Raw genomic sequence first — 14,261 nt, 5'->3', positions numbered from 1 at the left:
ATGCCTATCATCACCTTTGAACAGCCCAACGGCACCGCCACCGACGTCGAGGTCGCCGAAGGCGGCAACATCATGCGCGCCGCCGTCGCCAACGGCATCGCCGGAATCGTCGGCGAATGCGGCGGCCAGGCCATGTGCGCCACCTGCCATGTCTACGTCGCCCCGGAAGACGCCGCCAGCCTTCCGGAAATCTCCGAAGACGAAGACGAAATGCTCGACTGCACCACCGCAGAGCGCACCGAGCACAGCCGTCTGGGCTGCCAGGTGTCCCTGGGCGGCGCACTGCAGTCCATCCGCGTGGCCGTGCCTTCCGAACAGGTGTGATATGAACGAGAGCATCCTGATCATCGGCGCCGGCCACGCCGGCGTGCAGCTGGCCGAGTCGCTGCGCGAGCACGGCCATGCCGGGACCATCACCCTCATCGACCAGGGCGCGCAGCAGCCCTACCAGCGCCCGCCGCTGTCCAAGGACTTCGTGTCGGCCCAGGAGCCCGAGGTGCTGCCGCTGCGCTCGGAGGACTTCTACGCCCAGCAGCGCATCGAACTGCTGACCGGTGTGCGCGCCACCGCGGTTGACCGCGCCGCACGCATCGTGACCCTGTCCGACGGGCAGCAACGCGGCTATGACCGGCTGGTCTTCGCCACCGGCGCACGCAACCGGGTGCTGTCCTGCCCCGGTGCCGAGGACCCGCGGGTCATCGGGCTTCGCACGCTGCAGGACGCGGAAAACCTGCGCCGGCAGCTTGCCGGCGCCCAGCGGGTCGTCGTGGCCGGCGCCGGCTTCGTCGGCCTGGAGTTCGCGGCAGCGGCCCGGGCCCGCGGCATCGATGCCACGGTGCTGCATTCGGCTCCCCGGGTGCTGAACCGTTCGGTGTCCCGCCCGCTGTCCGACTGGTTCACCCAGGCGCATCGCGCGGATGGCATCGACCTGCGTTTGGGCGAAGGAGTGCAGTCCATCGACGCGCACGAGGACTTGCACGTGCAGTCCACTGCCGGGGAAAGCTACCGGGCGGACCTGGTGGTCTACGGCATCGGCGTGCTGCCCAACGTGGAACTGGCCGAAGCATCGGGTTTGGCGTGCGAGAACGGCATCCTGGTGGATGCCGCGCTGCGCACCAGCGATGAGCGTGTCTACGCGCTCGGCGACTGCGCCAATGCCGAGCGCGACGGCACGCGGGTGCGGCTGGAATCGGTGCAGAATGCCGCGGACCAGGCGCGCAGCCTGGCCCGCACGCTATGCGGGGAACACACGCTGTACTCGGAAGTCCCCTGGTTCTGGAGCATCCAGGGCCGCCACCGGCTGCAGATCGCCGGGCTGGCCCAGCCCACCGACAGCAGCATGCTGCTGGGCGACCCGGGCAGCGGAAAATTCTCCGTCGCCTTGCTGCGCGACGGCCAGCTGGTTGCGGTGGAATCCCTCAACCGGCCCGCCGACCACGCGGCCGCGCGCAAGCTGCTGGCCCGCGGCGAGCGCATCACCGAAGCCATGCTCGCTGGAGCATCCCTGAAGGAACTGGCCAACGCCACACCGGTCGCTGCCTAGTTTTCCGCTCACTCCTATCACTCCCATCCCAATGAGGTCAGCTCATGAGTACACCCACAGCACGCCCCGGCACCAGCCAGCGGCGCGTCGCCTTCGCCACCGTCATCGGCACCACCATCGAGTGGTACGACTTCTTCATCTACGCCACCGCGGCGGGGCTGATCTTCGCCCAGCTGTTCTTCGAGCCGGCTGGCTCGCAGATCGGCCTGCTGCTTTCCTTCGCCAGCGTCGGCATTTCCTTCCTCTTCCGCCCGCTGGGAGCGTTCCTGGCCGGGCACTACGGGGACAAGATCGGCCGGCGTGCCATGCTGGTGCTCACCCTGGCGCTCATGGGCGCCTCCACCACGCTGATCGGCGTGCTGCCCACCTATGAGACCGCGGGCGTGCTGGCCCCGATCCTGCTGCTGCTCTTGCGCATCATCCAGGGCATCTCCGCCGGCGGCGAATGGGGCGGCGCGGTGCTGATGGCAGTGGAGCACGCCCCGAAGGGCCGCCGGGCGCGGGCCGGCGCCTACCCGCAGCTCGGCGTTCCGCTGGGCATGCTGCTGGCCTCGGGAATGATGGCGCTGATGACCGGCGTGATCTCGCCCGGCGAGCAGTTCGTGGCGTGGGGTTGGCGCGTGCCGTTCCTGCTCAGCTTCGTGCTGATCGTGGTGGGCTACTTCATCCGCCGCTCGGTGGACGAATCCCCGGTCTTCGAGGAGATCGCGCAGAAGAAGGCGCAGACCCGCGTGCCCATCGTGGTGCTGTTCAAGAAGCACTGGCTGCTGGTGCTGATTGCCGCGCTGATCTTCGCTGGCAACAATGCCGCCGGCTACATGACCACCGGCGGATTCCTGCAGGCCTATATGACCGACCCTGCGGGGCCGGTGGGCTTCACCCGCACCGAGGTGCTGCTGGCGGTCTCCTTCGGCGCGGTCATGTGGTTCGCCTTCACCCTGCTCTCCGGGGTCGTGGCAGACAGGATTGGGCGCAAGCGCACCTACCAGATCGGCTTCATCAGCCAGCTGCTGTGCATCTTCCCGCTGTTCTGGCTGGTCAACACCGCTAGCCTGCCGCTGCTCTACGTGGCGTTCGCGCTGTTCGCCATTGGCCTGGGCTTCTCCTACGGACCGCAGGCGGCGCTGTACTCCGAGCTGTTCCCCGCTTCGGTGCGCTTCTCCGGAGTTTCGATCTCCTACGCCTTCGGCGCGATCCTTGGCGGCGCGTTCGCCCCGATGATCGCCACCGCGCTGGTGCAGGCCACCGGCGGGACCACGGCGGTTGGCTGGTACCTGTTCGCGCTCACCGCGGTGTCGCTCGCGGCGGTCAGCCTGGTGCGCGATCGCAGCGGCATCGATTTGGGCATCGGCAACCAGGCCGAGCAGGAAGTCGGAGCCCTGGTCTTCGACAAGCGCAATGTTGCGCAGCCCGTGGCCCAGGACGCGCTGTAAGGCCTGCAGGGATCAAAAACCGGCAGCCCGTCTGGGCTGCCGGTTTTCTCGTGTCTACTTCGCGGCGTTGCGCTCCGCGGCTTCCACCACGTTGTTCAGCAGCATTGCGCGGGTCATCGGGCCCACGCCGCCCGGGTTCGGCGAAACCCAGCTGGCGGTCTCGTACAGCGCTGGATCGATATCGCCGGTGACCTTGCCGTCCACGCGGGAGACGCCCACGTCCAGCAGGATCGCTCCGGGCTTGGCGGTCTTGATCATGTGGGCCGAACCGGCGGCGGCGATGACGACATCGGCCTGCGCCAGCAGCTCGTCCAGATTGGTGGTGCCGGTGTGCGCCAGGGTCACGGTGGCATTGATGCTGCGGCGGGTCAGCAGCAGGCCGACCGGGCGGCCGATGGTCACGCCGCGGCCGACAACCAGCACGTGCTTGCCGTTCAGGTCGATGTCGTGGCGGGCCAGCAGGTCCACGCAGCCCAGCGGGGTGCATGGCAGCGGGGAGGTCATCGGGCGGTTGACGTTGGCAACCAGGCGGCCGAGGTTCATCGGGTGCAGGCCGTCGGCGTCCTTGGCCGGGTCCATGGCTTCCAGGATCACGTCCTGGTCGATGTGCTTGGGCAGCGGCAGCTGGACAATGTAGCCGGTGCAGTCAGGGTTCTCGTTCAGCTCCTTGACCTTGGCCAGCAGCTCGTCCTGGGTGGTTTCCTCGGGCAGGTCCACGCGGATGGATTCGATGCCCACCTCGGCGCAGTCCTTGTGCTTGCCGCCGACGTACCAGGCCGAGCCAGGGTCATTGCCGACCAGGATGGTGCCCAGTCCGGTGGTGTGCCCGGCAGCCTTGAGCGCGGCAACGCGTTCGGCCAGTTCCTGCTTGATAGCGGCCGCGGTGGCCTTGCCATCGAGAATGCGTGCGCTCACGCGTATCCTTCCGTAGGTGCCCTGTTCAGGCGGATGGCATGCAAACCCAGGCGCGCGGCTCGCACGATTAGCTCCCTGGTGGTTACCCACCTAACGCCAGTCACGCCCTCCAGTGTAGCGAAAATGGCCTCGGGAATGACTTTGAAGTGTGCAGGGTTACCTTGATTGTGTACTCGACAATCGTGATCGGCGCAGGGCAAGCCGGGCTTGCCGCCGCCTACCATCTGGCCAAGCGCGGCATCGACTTCCTGGTGCTCGATGCGAACCCGGGACCCGGCGGGGCGTGGCAGCATCGCTGGGATGCCCTGACCCTGGGCACCGCGCACCATATCCACCCCTTGCCGGACTTCCCGCTTGAGGTGCAGGATTCAACGCGCCCGGCCTCCCAAGTGGTCTCCGAGTACTATGCGGAATACGAGAGGCGTTTCTCGTTGCCGGTACGCCACGGCGCACCGGTGACCTCGGTGGAAAAAGACGGCGACGACTTCGTAGTGCACGCCGATGCCGAGTACCGGGCACGGACAATTATCAACGCCACCGGCACCTGGACCAACCCGTTCTGGCCGGTCTACCCCGGGCAGTTCGACGGCCCGCAGGTGCACACCAACGGCTTCCGCTCCCCGCAGCAGTTCGCCGGCCAGCGCGTCCTTGTAGTCGGGGCCGGGGCCAGCGCCACCCAGTTCATCGTGCAGCTGCGCGCTGCCGGAGTGGACACCCTGTGGTCCACGCGCAGCGCCCCGGACTGGCGCGAAGAGCCCACCGGCGCCGAATGGGGCTTGGAGGTGGAACGCCAGGTCAACGAGCGCACCAGCGTGGGATTGCCGCCGAAGTCGGTGGTGGGCACCACCGGGCTGCTGCTCACCGAGACGATGCGTGCAGGAATCGCCTCCGGTGCACTGGTCTCGCGCGGGAAGATCGACCATCTGGAATCCGATGCGGTGGTCTTCACCGACGGGTCATGCGAGAAGATCGATGCGATCCTGTGGGCCACCGGTTTCCGCCATGCCCACCGGCATTTGCGCGACCTAAAGCTGCACACCGCGGCCGGCGGCATCCTGCTGGAGGACGGGGTCGCGGCGGTAGAGGTGCCGGGGCTGTTCTTCGTCGGCTATGGCGCATCGGCCTCGACGCTGGGCGCTACCCGCGCCGGGCGGAAGGCCGCGCTGGCGGCCAGCAAATTCCTGTCCGCGGTGGCGGTATAGCCTGACGAGTTACTTCTTGCTGACCTTGGTGACCACGGTGGTGTAGCCGGGTTTCGAGGCCGTCACCCACACGCCTAAGGTCTTCCGGGCATCGGCTTTGACGACCTTGTAGTTCGGATTGGTGGCCTTGGGGATGATCTTTCCGGAGCGCGTCCATTGGTAGGAGATCTTTACGTTTTTAGTGTTGTAGCTGCCTGCCGTGGCTTTCAAGGTCTTGCCGGTGGATTTCTTGCCGTTGATCACCGGCTTCTTCATCACCTTGAGCTTGGCTGGTGCGATCTTCCCTGTCGCAGTGCTGGTCACGGTCTTGGTGGTGTAGTTGGTCTTGGCATAGGCCACCGAGACTGAGATCCGTTGGTTCAGATCTGCGGGTTTGAGCGTATATGTTTTTGCCGTGGCACCCTTGATCTTCTTGCCGCCGCGCAGCCACTGGTACTTCGTGGACTGGGCGGCTGGAGCCGGCATAGCGGCGTTGGCGTTGAGTTTCGAACCGACTTTTGCCGTTCCGGAGACCTTTGGCTTGGCAACAGTGATGGTTCCCTGGACGACTTTCACCGCGCTGCTGGTCGGCAGCCAGACCGATTCTCCATCCGCAGCATGCATTGTAACCCGTACAGAGATCTTGCGATTGGCGTAGGACCGAGGCGGGGTATAGGTTGTCGCGGTAGCCCGCGGAATCTCGAAACCATCGACTAGCCACTGATAACGGCGTGCAAAGTCTGGGAAGTATGCGGAATCGAGGGAAGCGGTGAGCTTGTGTCCCACGATTTTACTGCCGCCAATCGTTGGTTTGGCAATCGAGGCCACCGTGGCGGCGATTGGGGCACCATAGTTCATCGTGCCCTGCACCGAGGGGACCCATACTTCGCCGTTTTGACGAACCGCCTTCGTCTCGTAGCTCAGCGCGATGACTTTATCAGTGTCCTCGCGCACCAGCTGGTAGCTCTCCCCCACGGCGCCGGTAATCGGTTCGCCGTTGCGGGTCCACTGCAGGGCAGTGTATGGGTAGTTGGTCGTGGGTGCCAGCAAGGAATCGCCGACTACCGCCGCATCATGGCCCGCCAGCGACGGGTTCCTATTCAGTGAGATCCTGCCAAGCTGGACGGTATCGCGCACGCCAATGTGCCAGCTGGCTGCGTAGCTGACAGACTTCAGGTTGTCCTGTCCAGGGATCACCGCCTCAAAGTCGGTGAGTTCTGTCCTCAATCCCGCGAATCCGGCTTTATTCGCGGTGAATCCGGTGGGGCTGATCTGACCCAGGATTCGTTCGCCGGTATATTCCCACGGCCTGAGCACACGGCCATCCACCGTTATCACCGGTTCAATTTCCGCACTGGCACCGATCTTCAGTTCGATGAGCGGCTTGGTGTAGCTGGCGAGATCCAATTTTTCCAGATTGGACAGGTCCTTGGCCCACCGGTAATCCGTTGAACTCGTGGCCAGCACTTCAAGCTCCTTCAGTCCCGAAAGCTGGCCTAGCCCCGCCAGTTGCACCTGCTGCCCCTTGGGGAATGTCAGAGACAGGGATTCCAGCACTGGCAGCTGTGCCAATTCCGGGATGATTTCCTGTGGAGCTTTGCTGATCCGAACCGATTTCAACTGGGGGTTAGCCGCCAGGACTTCCAGACCACCGAGCACTTGATCCTTCTGGGTGTCGATGCCGATCCACTGAATATCGCCCGTCATCGGCAGTTCCTGCAACGACGTCACATTCTTGCAGGATAATCCCACGACGACACTGGCGGTCTCATCCGTGTGTTCAAAGCAGTCTGCAGGACTGATAAGACCCTGCGCCGGAGGCACGAGCCCGGCGAAAACCAAGGCTGTTGCGCCCACTACCGAAGCAAAACGATGCAACAACCCCATGTGTTTCCCCAAGCGTGAATATGCCAAATTTATAGACATCATGCCATAGCTTTGCCAAGCACCTATCATCGGTTCGTAAGATGCCATTGACGGCGCATCAAGCATGCCTCTGGGTGCGATTGCTGCTGGTGATTGTGTTTTCTCGATGCATGACTATGTAACTCCACCGTGACGAATGTGCGTACAGCGCGCCAGCCGGTTAATCTCAATGCATGAACAATTTCATCGTCACCCTATCTTGCATCGACCGCCCTGGCATCGTCCACGCCATTTCCGGAGGTCTGCTGGGTGCCGGTTGCAATATCACCGAGTCCCAGCAGTTCCTCTCGCCGGAGACCGGCACCTTCTTCATGCGCATCGAGGTCGCCACCGAGCAGTCGCTGGCGCAGATCCGCGCGGGGCTCGCACCGATCCGCGACGACTTCCACATGGCGCTGCGCGTGGATGACGGCGCCAAGCGCACCCGCACCATGCTCATGTGCTCCAAGGCCGGGCATGCGCTCAACGACCTGCTGTTCGCCCAGCGCGCCGGCACCTTGCCCATCGACGTGCCGGTGATCGTTTCCAACCACTTGGATCTGAAGCCGATGGCCGACTTCTACGGTGTGGAGTTCGTGCACCTGCCGGTGACCAAGGAAAACAAGTCGCAGGCCGAGGCCGAGCTGCTGTCCATCGCGGAGAAGCATGACGTCGAACTGGTGGTGCTCGCCCGCTACATGCAGATCCTCTCGGATTCGCTGTGCGAGCGCATGGAAGGCCGGGTCATCAATATCCACCACTCCTTCCTGCCGTCTTTCAAGGGTGCCAAGCCCTACCACCAGGCCTACGCCCGGGGCGTGAAACTGATCGGCGCCACCGCGCACTACGTCACCGCGGACCTGGACGAGGGTCCGATCATCGACCAGGAAGTCACCCACGTCTCGCATACCCGCACGGCCGAGCAGCTGGTTGAGCTGGGTCGCAGCGTGGAAGGCCGGACGCTGACCCGCGCCGTGCAGTGGCATGCCGGGCACCGGGTGATGCTTGACGGCCAGCGCACCATCGTCTTCTCCTAAGCATGGATTATGCAACGCTGGCAGTTGTCGCCCTGCTGGTTGCAGCCTCGGCGTGCTGGCCTTTGCTTAGGGCAGCTGGAAAACGCCGGAAGGGGTTGAAGTCCCAGGTGCTGCAGCTGCCGGAGCGTTATCGGCCGCGCTACCAAAAATCGCTGGCCTGGGATCCGCTATCTTTTCCGCTGGCCATAAGCAACGGTTATGCGCTGTGCCGAGATGCGGACACCGCACGCTCATTCTGGCGGGCGCAACCGGACAGTGCGCTAGGCTGTGCCAACGACGTGCGTCGGACGCAGGTACGCTCCGGCCCTGAGCGTTCTTTCGCGCAGGTGACTTTCGCCGCACCGGTACCCGCCAGCCAGCTGTTGCTTCTTGAAGCCGCGCGGGTATTGGGGCTGACTTTGCGAGCCGCCGAAGAGGATCGGGATTGGCAGCAATCGTTGGTGGCCGCGGCCCGCTCGCGGACTTGAGATCTTCGGTAGTGAACTCGCTGTAGCAATGCTTGGCCATTACAGTAGGTGAAATGACGCACATTATTACCATTGACGGCGCGACCCCGAAGGTCGGCCAGGACGTTTTCGTAGCCCCTACCGCCACCTTGAGCGGCGATGTCGAGCTGGCTGACCGTGCCAGCGCCTTCTATGGTGTTTCCGTGCGCGGCGATTCGGCGCCGATTCGCGTGGGCGAAGGCACCAACTTGCAGGACAACGTCGTACTGCACGCCGATGAAGGTTTTCCTTGCACCCTGGGCGCCGGCATCTCGGTGGGCCACTCGGCAGTGGTTCACGGTGCCAGCGTGGGTGATGGCTGCCTGATCGGCATGAGCGCCACCGTCATGAACGGTGCCGTCATCGGCGAACAGTCGCTGGTTGCCGCTGGTGCACTGGTGCTGGAAGGCACCCAGGTTCCGCCGCGTTCGTTGGTTGCCGGTGTACCTGCTAAGGTCCGCCGCGAGCTGAGCGAAGAGGAAGTCGCCGGCTTGAAGACCAACGCCGATCACTACCTCGTTCTGGCTGCCAAGCATCTGGAAGCCAACGCCTAGAGTTTTCAATGAGCTTGTCAGTTTGTTTGCGTAAGCCCCTAGTCACGTCCGTTATTCAGGGCTTCGTAACAATCAATTCAAATACGGCTCAATCCGCTCCGGGTAAGCCATCGCCAACTGCTGCAAGGCTTGCTTCCAGCCGCTCGTCCCAGCCCCTTCCACCAGATGCGCTCCAGCACCGGCCCGCGGGGTCCGACCCTTCTTCTTCGCATCCTTGAAACGCTCCCTCGCCCGCTTGTCCTCGATATTGCGGATCGCCAACCACAGCATCTTCACCGCCGCCGCATCGATAAGGAAATCGCCTCCGGACTTGGTGACCTTGCGCAGCTCATAGTTCATCGACTCAATCGCATTCGTCGTGTAAATGACCTTCCGCAACTCGGGAGGGAACTCCAAAAACGGGGTGAACCGCTCCCACGCGTTGCGCCAGGTGGACACCGCCGATGGATACTTCCTGCCCAGCTCGGATGCCTCGAAATCATCCAAGGATTTCAGCGCGGATTCGATGCTCGGCGCCGTGTAAATCGTCTTCAACTGCTTGCTGACCGCCTTGCGGTCACCGTAGGAGACAAACCGGTTCGCCGCCCTGATCAGGTGCACCACGCAGGTCTGCACGGTTGCCCGCGCCCAGGTCGCCTCGATCGCCTCGGGGAACCCGGTCAGTCCGTCGCAGCAGGCAATCAGCACGTCCTTGACCCCGCGGTTGGCCAATTGCGCGCAGCCTTGCGCCCAGAACTTCGCGCCCTCGTTCTCGGTGACCCAGATGCCCAGCACGTGCTTGATGCCTTCCACGGTGACGCCGATCAGCAAGGGCCACTGCCAAGTGCTCGAGCAGAACGTGCACCTTCAGGCTCCGCGGCGCCTAGGCAAGAATTCGTCGGCACCCTGCCGAGAAGCATAGACCCTCAACGGTCTTGATGATTCAATCCGCGCCTTGCCGATGAGACTGCTTTGCAAGTGCCTTACGCAACGCCTCATTTTCAGATTCCAGCTCCAAGATGATGCCAATGCCCGCCAAATTCACGCCTCGATCAATCAACTCTGAGATTTGCTGCAACCGAGCTAAATCCTTGGCTTGATACCTGCGCGTGCCACCGCTGGTACGTGACGGGGTGATCAAACCACGTAACTCATACAACCGCACTGTTTGCACACTCACTCCCACACTCTGGGCAGCGGTAGCAATCGAATGCGATCCAGCAACAGGAACGGATCGAGGCGAATTTTTTGTCATTTTTTACTTTCAATAGGCTTGCATGAACTCAGAATCCCATGCTATAAAATCTACATCGTTAGACATAGATCTAACGGAAAGTGAATTGCAGCATCGTAGAGAGTCACACCAGAAAGGAATGAGTTCAGATGATGCAGACCGAGGTACTTCGCGATTTCGACCGCTTGGTACAGCGAGCTTTCAACACCCAGCTCAGCTCCGAACCTGTCCACCCAATGCCAATGGAGGCTTGGAAGGACGACACCGGATTTCACGCTGAGTTCGACCTGCCAGGGGTCGACGCCGAGCAGATCGACATGGCAGTGGAAAAGAACATCCTGACCATCCGCGCTGAACGCGCCAAACCAGGAGACCGCCAGCACATCGCCGGCTCGGAACGACTCTGGGGCCATTTCACCCGGGAACTTATCCTTGGGGATCATTTGGACACTGAAAGTATCCAGGCCACCTACGTGGATGGCGTGCTACGTGTCGACATCGCTGTCGCCGAGAGTGCCAAACCTCGCCGGATTCAGGTCGCGGTCGGCCAAGGCAAGAAGAACCCCAAGGAAATCACCAGTTAACCCAAGAAAGGCCCCTTGGAGGCCTGTGCGGAGATGATGTGTCATGTCTGCCCACATTGATTCGGAACTTGATCCGCTGGTCGCTGATGACGAGTTGCTTCTGGCCATATACGAGCTCGAGCTATCCACAGCTTCCCGTCAGCATCAGCCGCCTCGATCGCACCTTTGCACCTCGATCGAGGATGTTCCGCGGCCCAGTCAGCGGTGCCCGGAAGGAACCAACGCAGTACGAACAATTCAACGTTCGGTGCGTCGGGCGGGTCCCGTCCGGGTGTATTCACGCTCGCCACCGAACAAGAGATGACTCCCGGGGAAACTTTTAAGGAGTGGTTGATTCGGGGGTGCGTCCGGAACGCACCGGACGCACCCTGGCAACGAAAGGATCAGCACCATGCGTGAATCATTGCTCAACGTCCACCTCAATGACGAGCAAATCGAAGTTCTCAATGCTGCGCTGTGCGCCTACCGAGACCATTTCAGCGAGCTTCTTGAGTTGAACGAAGAAGCAGAAGGACCGCAAGCTCGCGAGAACAACAAGTACTGGCAGAGCAAAGTCCACGCGATTCAAGAAATGATCGATCAAGTCAACGACTCACTGTATGGTTCCCAACCCCGGGAGGTGCCTCAATAACACCCAGACATTCCGCCACCGCACACTATTCACCTATCTGCCTGTTGACCGTCGACCTTCGAGTGTTGGAATAGGCGTTTCGAGGCTAGGTACCGTGTTTAGGAGACTGATCGAATATAGGTCTTCGAGCCGGCGGCCCGCTGCAGCGCGTGCTCCGCGATCCTGCGAATGTTCTCGCGGACCGTGGAGCACGCGCAAGGTTTGCCGTCGCATTGTGCACGCGGGCCTTCCTGAGCGGAAGGCCCGCGTGCTGCAACGGCAGGTCAGGCGGTAGCCAGACTGCGGTGCTGGATGCTGTGGGCCTCAGAAGCCTTCGCGGCTGCGGCCAGCCCGCGTTCCAGATCGGCAATCAGGTCCTCGGGCTCCTCGATGCCTACCGAGAGGCGGACCAGGTTGGCCGGGATCTCCAGCGGGGTGCCGATCAGCGAAGCGTGGGTCATTTCGCGCGGATAGCAGACCAGGGATTCCACCCCGCCCAGGGACACCGAGAGCTGGAAGTATTCCATGGACTCGGCGAAGGCGCGGGCCGCGGCCTCGTCAGCCAGCTGCAGCGAGAGGATGCCGCCGAAACCGCGCTGCTGGCGCTTGGCCAGCTCGTGGCCCGGGTGGCTTTCCAGCCCGGGATAGTAGACGCGGGCGACCTCGGGACGGTCATCGAGCCAGTGGGACAGGGCGGATGCGGTGGCGCAGTGGCGTTCCATGCGCAGGCCCAAGGTCTTCAGCCCGCGGGCGGCCAGGTAGGAATCCTGCGGACCGGAGACCGCTCCCCCGGCGAACTGCTGGTAGCCGACGGCTTCGGCCAGCGATTGGCCGCGGTGCAGGTGGTCGGCCACGATGACCGCGCCGCCGAGGACGTCGGAGTGCCCCCCAATGTACTTGGTGGTCGAGTGCACCACCGCGTGCGCTCCGAAGTCCAGCGGCCGCTGCAGGTAGGGGGTGGCGAAAGTGTTGTCCACGACCAGCAGGGCGCCGTGCTCGGCGGCGATGGCGGCCCAGCCGGCCAGGTCGGCGATGCCCAGCAGCGGGTTGGACGGGGTCTCCACCCAGAGCAGCGCGGTGTTCGGGCGCAGTGCGGCACGCACCGCATCCAGGTTGGTGATGTCCACCGCCGAGGAGCTGATCCCCCATTTGCCGTGCAGCTTGGAGATCAACCGATTGGTGCCGCCGTAGCCGTCGGCACCGAGGATGATGTGGTCGCCCGGTTCAAGCACGGCGCGCAGCAGGGCGTCTTCGGCCGCGATGCCCGAGGCGAAGGCGAATCCAGCGGCGCCGCCTTCCAGCGCGGTGAGCTGATCCTGGAAACCGTCGCGGGTCGGGTTGGAGCCGCGGGAGTATTCGTGCCCGGAACGCAGCACGTTAATGCCGTCTTGGATGAAGGTGCTGGTCTGGTAGATCGGCGGGACGACCGCTCCGGTGTGCGGATCCTTGTGCTGGCCGGCGTGCACAGCGAGGGTGTTGAAGCCGCTCATGCGAAGCTCACTTCCTTGGTGTCGGCGGTGGTCGCGGCCAGCGCGAGATCCAACGACTGGGTGATATCCGCCAGCAGGTCGGCCGGGTCTTCCAGTCCCACCGACAAACGCAGGGTGGAGGTGTTCAGGCCGGCGTCGGCCAGTTGCTGCTCCGAGAGCCGGCAGTGCGTCATGGTGGCCGGGTGCGAGATCATGGTGCGGGTGTCCCCCACATTGGCGGCCAGCGAAATCAGCTTGAGCCCATCGATCACCGGGGAAACCAGGGATGGGTGGGCCAGCTCGATGGCTACCACGCAGCCGGTTCCCTTCGGCGTGAGCTTCTTGGCCAGCTCGTGGCTGGGATGCTCGGGCAGGGCGGGGTGGTGGATGGCGGCAATGCCCGGATACTCGGCCAGCGCGTCGATCAGCCTGGTGACGCTGCGCTGCACGTGGGCGGCGCGCACCGGCAGGGTCTCGATGCCGGCAAGGATGCCCTGGGCGCTGGCCGGGGCCAGGGTCGGGCCCAGATCGTGCAGGAATTTGGAGCGGACCAGCATCGTGTAGGCACCGGCACCGTGGCGTTCGAGCAGCGAAGTGTTGTTCAGGCGTACTCGCGGGGCGGCGATTTGCGGCCAGCGTGCGGTGTCGGAGAAATCGAACTTCCCCGAATCCACGACGATCCCGCCCAGTACCGAGCCGTGTCCGGCCAGGCCCTTGGTGGCCGAGTGCACCACGATGTCGGCGCCGAGTTCCAGCGGCCGCACGTTCAGCGGGGTGGCCAGGGTGTTATCCACCACCACCGGGATACTGTGCTCGTGCGCGATCGCCGCAATGGCCGGGATATCGGCCACGGTACACAGCGGGTTGGAGACCGATTCCAAGAAGAAGGCGCGGGTGTCCTCCTCGACGGCCGCGGCCCAGGCGGCCGGGTCGGCCTGGTCGACAAAGCTGATGCGGATGCCGAAGTCGGCGAAGGTGTCGGTGAACAGATCCACGGTGCCGCCGTAGAGCGAGGAGGAAGCCACAATGTGCTTGGGTCCCTGGGTCAGGGCCAGCAGGGACAGGGCCACCGCGGACTGGCCGGTGGCGGTGGCCACCGCCTGGGCGCCACCTTCCAGTGTGGCCACCCGCTGCTCGAGGATCGAGACGGTGGGGTTGCCGGTGCGTGAGTAGGTGAAACCAGCCTGGCGCAGCGCAAACTTCTCGATCGCTTCGGCGTGCGACTGGAATTGGTAGGCTGCGGAATTGTGCAGTGGTGGCAGCATCGGGCGGAACTCTCCGCTCGGGCGATACCCTGCGTGGACCGCGTCGGTTCCTTGGCTCATAGCTCCT

14 protein-coding genes, 1 pseudogene and 1 riboswitch are annotated in these 14,261 nt (G+C 63.6%); of the genes and pseudogenes, 9 read left to right on the top strand and 6 right to left on the bottom strand.

All coding sequences use genetic code 11. The features are described 5' to 3' along the window. Genes ACR9WD_RS03505 through ACR9WD_RS03495 form a run of 3 tightly spaced genes read left to right on the top strand, consistent with a single transcriptional unit; the run spans window position 1 to window position 2,976 of the window. Window positions 1–324 (top strand): 2Fe-2S iron-sulfur cluster-binding protein, encoded by a 324-nt coding sequence (locus tag ACR9WD_RS03505; RefSeq protein ID WP_434922732.1) that lies wholly within the window; start codon window positions 1–3, stop codon window positions 322–324. A gap of 1 nt (window position 325) precedes the next feature. Further along, window positions 326–1,543, top strand: coding sequence for an NAD(P)/FAD-dependent oxidoreductase (locus ACR9WD_RS03500; RefSeq protein WP_434922731.1), 1,218 nt, complete (start codon window positions 326–328; stop codon window positions 1,541–1,543). A 44-nt stretch (window positions 1,544–1,587) separates the two neighbouring features. Further along, complete coding sequence (locus ACR9WD_RS03495; RefSeq protein ID WP_190264654.1) at window positions 1,588–2,976, top strand: MFS transporter; 1,389 nt, start codon at window positions 1,588–1,590, stop codon at window positions 2,974–2,976. A 54-nt stretch (window positions 2,977–3,030) separates the two neighbouring features. Here the strand turns inward: ACR9WD_RS03495 and ACR9WD_RS03490 are convergent, their stop codons facing one another. Beyond that, a complete protein-coding gene (locus ACR9WD_RS03490) occupies window positions 3,031–3,891 on the bottom strand; it encodes a bifunctional methylenetetrahydrofolate dehydrogenase/methenyltetrahydrofolate cyclohydrolase (protein WP_121866296.1) in 861 nt (286 codons plus the stop codon). 37 nt (window positions 3,892–3,928) lie between these two features. After that, a riboswitch (ZMP/ZTP riboswitch) is annotated at window positions 3,929–4,005 on the bottom strand. Window positions 4,006–4,058: 53 nt separating this feature from the next. On the opposite strand from ACR9WD_RS03490, the gene ACR9WD_RS03485 reads away from it, so the two are divergent. Beyond that, window positions 4,059–5,093 carry a flavin-containing monooxygenase gene (locus ACR9WD_RS03485; RefSeq protein ID WP_434922730.1) on the top strand — a complete coding sequence of 345 codons (1,035 nt, stop codon included), beginning with the start codon at window positions 4,059–4,061 and terminating at the stop codon, window positions 5,091–5,093. A 9-nt stretch (window positions 5,094–5,102) separates the two neighbouring features. On the opposite strand, the gene ACR9WD_RS03480 is transcribed toward ACR9WD_RS03485, so the two are convergent. After that, on the bottom strand, window positions 5,103–7,064 hold the full coding sequence (locus tag ACR9WD_RS03480; RefSeq protein ID WP_434922729.1) for a hypothetical protein: 1,962 nt from the start codon (window positions 7,062–7,064) through the stop codon (window positions 5,103–5,105). Window positions 7,065–7,171: 107 nt separating this feature from the next. On the opposite strand from ACR9WD_RS03480, the gene purU reads away from it, so the two are divergent. The 3 genes from purU to ACR9WD_RS03465 all read left to right on the top strand — a co-directional run bounded on the left by purU (window position 7,172) and on the right by ACR9WD_RS03465 (window position 9,053). Continuing rightward, the gene (purU, locus tag ACR9WD_RS03475) at window positions 7,172–8,014 is read left to right on the top strand and encodes a formyltetrahydrofolate deformylase (protein ID WP_434922728.1); all 843 of its coding nucleotides are present in this window, start codon (window positions 7,172–7,174) and stop codon (window positions 8,012–8,014) included. 107 nt (window positions 8,015–8,121) lie between these two features. Beyond that, complete coding sequence (locus ACR9WD_RS03470; protein ID WP_434922727.1) at window positions 8,122–8,481, top strand: hypothetical protein; 360 nt, start codon at window positions 8,122–8,124, stop codon at window positions 8,479–8,481. Between the two features lie 53 nt (window positions 8,482–8,534). Further along, window positions 8,535–9,053 carry a gamma carbonic anhydrase family protein gene (locus ACR9WD_RS03465; RefSeq protein ID WP_073706575.1) on the top strand — a complete coding sequence of 173 codons (519 nt, stop codon included), beginning with the start codon at window positions 8,535–8,537 and terminating at the stop codon, window positions 9,051–9,053. 72 nt (window positions 9,054–9,125) lie between these two features. Here ACR9WD_RS03465 and ACR9WD_RS03460 read toward each other — a convergent pair. Continuing rightward, a pseudogene (locus tag ACR9WD_RS03460) lies at window positions 9,126–9,863 on the bottom strand (IS256 family transposase); the annotation flags it as partial. A 112-nt stretch (window positions 9,864–9,975) separates the two neighbouring features. Then, a complete protein-coding gene (locus tag ACR9WD_RS03455; protein ID WP_052253536.1) occupies window positions 9,976–10,287 on the bottom strand; it encodes a MerR family transcriptional regulator in 312 nt (103 codons plus the stop codon). A gap of 128 nt (window positions 10,288–10,415) precedes the next feature. On the opposite strand from ACR9WD_RS03455, the gene ACR9WD_RS03450 reads away from it, so the two are divergent. Together ACR9WD_RS03450 and ACR9WD_RS03445 are read left to right on the top strand one after the other, a co-directional pair. Beyond that, window positions 10,416–10,850 carry an Hsp20/alpha crystallin family protein gene (locus ACR9WD_RS03450; protein ID WP_073706573.1) on the top strand — a complete coding sequence of 145 codons (435 nt, stop codon included), beginning with the start codon at window positions 10,416–10,418 and terminating at the stop codon, window positions 10,848–10,850. Window positions 10,851–11,241: 391 nt separating this feature from the next. Continuing rightward, the gene (locus tag ACR9WD_RS03445) at window positions 11,242–11,481 is read left to right on the top strand and encodes a hypothetical protein (protein WP_434922726.1); all 240 of its coding nucleotides are present in this window, start codon (window positions 11,242–11,244) and stop codon (window positions 11,479–11,481) included. Window positions 11,482–11,744: 263 nt separating this feature from the next. On the opposite strand, the gene ACR9WD_RS03440 is transcribed toward ACR9WD_RS03445, so the two are convergent. After that, a complete protein-coding gene (locus ACR9WD_RS03440; RefSeq protein WP_434922725.1) occupies window positions 11,745–12,950 on the bottom strand; it encodes a cystathionine gamma-synthase in 1,206 nt (401 codons plus the stop codon). Further along, window positions 12,947–14,254 carry an O-acetylhomoserine aminocarboxypropyltransferase/cysteine synthase family protein gene (locus ACR9WD_RS03435; RefSeq protein ID WP_434922724.1) on the bottom strand — a complete coding sequence of 436 codons (1,308 nt, stop codon included), beginning with the start codon at window positions 14,252–14,254 and terminating at the stop codon, window positions 12,947–12,949. Before ACR9WD_RS03435 ends, ACR9WD_RS03440 begins: the two co-directional genes overlap by 4 nt. Window positions 14,255–14,261: the final 7 nt, after the last annotated feature.

The sequence above is a fragment of the Glutamicibacter sp. PAEs-4 genome, assembly GCF_051161755.1.
Lineage (GTDB): Bacteria > Actinomycetota > Actinomycetes > Actinomycetales > Micrococcaceae > Glutamicibacter > Glutamicibacter nicotianae.
Note: the sequence above shows the minus strand (reverse complement) of the source record. Positions and strands in the feature narration are given on the sequence as shown.

Excerpts from the sequence above, each read along its gene's own strand:
- ACR9WD_RS03505 (WP_434922732.1), top strand. The coding sequence starts at position 1 with ATGCCTATCATCACCTTTGAACAGCCCAACGGCACCGCCACCGACGTC.
- ACR9WD_RS03500 (WP_434922731.1), top strand. The coding sequence starts at position 326 with ATGAACGAGAGCATCCTGATCATCGGCGCCGGCCACGCCGGCGTGCAG.
- ACR9WD_RS03495 (WP_190264654.1), top strand. The coding sequence starts at position 1,588 with ATGAGTACACCCACAGCACGCCCCGGCACCAGCCAGCGGCGCGTCGCC.
- ACR9WD_RS03480 (WP_434922729.1), bottom strand. The coding sequence starts at position 7,064 with ATGCTTGATGCGCCGTCAATGGCATCTTACGAACCGATGATAGGTGCT.
- purU (WP_434922728.1), top strand. The coding sequence starts at position 7,172 with ATGAACAATTTCATCGTCACCCTATCTTGCATCGACCGCCCTGGCATC.
- ACR9WD_RS03465 (WP_073706575.1), top strand. The coding sequence starts at position 8,535 with ATGACGCACATTATTACCATTGACGGCGCGACCCCGAAGGTCGGCCAG.
- ACR9WD_RS03455 (WP_052253536.1), bottom strand. The coding sequence starts at position 10,287 with ATGACAAAAAATTCGCCTCGATCCGTTCCTGTTGCTGGATCGCATTCG.
- ACR9WD_RS03450 (WP_073706573.1), top strand. The coding sequence starts at position 10,416 with ATGATGCAGACCGAGGTACTTCGCGATTTCGACCGCTTGGTACAGCGA.
- ACR9WD_RS03445 (WP_434922726.1), top strand. The coding sequence starts at position 11,242 with ATGCGTGAATCATTGCTCAACGTCCACCTCAATGACGAGCAAATCGAA.
- ACR9WD_RS03440 (WP_434922725.1), bottom strand. The coding sequence starts at position 12,950 with ATGAGCGGCTTCAACACCCTCGCTGTGCACGCCGGCCAGCACAAGGAT.
- ACR9WD_RS03435 (WP_434922724.1), bottom strand. The coding sequence starts at position 14,254 with ATGAGCCAAGGAACCGACGCGGTCCACGCAGGGTATCGCCCGAGCGGA.